Origin of the sequence: Pseudonocardia nigra (genome assembly GCF_019396355.1) — a bacterium.
In the GTDB taxonomy this organism is placed as follows: domain Bacteria; phylum Actinomycetota; class Actinomycetes; order Mycobacteriales; family Pseudonocardiaceae; genus Pseudonocardia; species Pseudonocardia nigra.
On the sequence record NZ_JAHKRK010000508.1, the window covers coordinates 1 to 991 of the forward strand.

Genomic DNA, 991 nt, shown 5'->3' on the forward strand with positions numbered 1-991 from the left:
CCGGTGGTGAATCGTGTTCGGGCGAAGGTCAGCGTCGGCAGGTTGTGGCTGGTCATGGCCCAGTTCAGGAACCCGCGCAGCGATTGCCGGTGCCCGATCTTGAGCGCGGTGTAGTAGTGGTCGAGGTCGACCTGGGTGAGCGCGGTCGGGCGGTGGCCGTGTTCGGTGAGCCAGGTGCAGAAGGCGGTGGCGTGGATGAACTCGAGTTGAGCGTAGGTCCGCGCGGGCGGGGTCAGCGGTTGCAGGGCGGCTTTGGTGCGCATGCGGGGGAGCTGGTGCCAGAGCCCGAACTGGCGCAGCAGCTGCGCGTGCGGATGGTCGGCGAGCTCGTCCAGGCGCCGGGTCAGCCAGGTTTCGAAGTCGAGGAGCTGCTGGTCGAGGTCGGGCAGCGTGCCGCAGTGGACGAGTAGCGCGCGCAGGTAGGGGACCCCGGCCTGCTCGGGATAGGCGGTCAGTCCCGGGTGCGTCAGCGGCAGTTGCCCGGCGGCGAGGGCGCGGAGCAGGTCGCGGTTGTGCGGCTTGGCCAGCCAGCCCAGACGCCCAGCCGGGGTGGGTGTCGGGCCGGTGCTCAGTGCGGTCGCGAGTGGGGCCAGGGCCGGGTCGATGTGGCCGGTGCCGTTGTCGAGCAGGGTCGTGACCCGGTCGGTGACGGTGCACCGGATGCAGAGTTTCCGGTGGTAGAGCCGTCCTTCGACCTGGCAGCGGGGGCAGCGGAAGACGCTGTGGACGATCCCGGCGCAGGTGGGGCAGATGGGGGAGCCAGCGGCGTCGCGGCCGGGCAGGATCCGCTGGTCGCCGCAGCCCGGGCAGATGCCGTGGATGTTCAGGGCGGTCAGGACGCAGGTCCGGCAGAGGTGTCCCTCGGGCCAGCAGCGGTAGGCGGAGTGGTCGCGTCCGCAGCGCGCGCAGGTCCACCGGCTTGAGCCGTTCGGTGTCGTCCTCGTCGTGGTCGGTGTCGTGGTCGGTGTCGTGGTTGATGCGTGGTCAGGCG

1 pseudogene is annotated in these 991 nt (G+C 70.9%); it reads right to left on the minus strand.

Annotated elements, in window-relative coordinates:
- Positions 1–991: pseudogene (locus KME75_RS41915) on the minus strand (hypothetical protein); the annotation flags it as partial.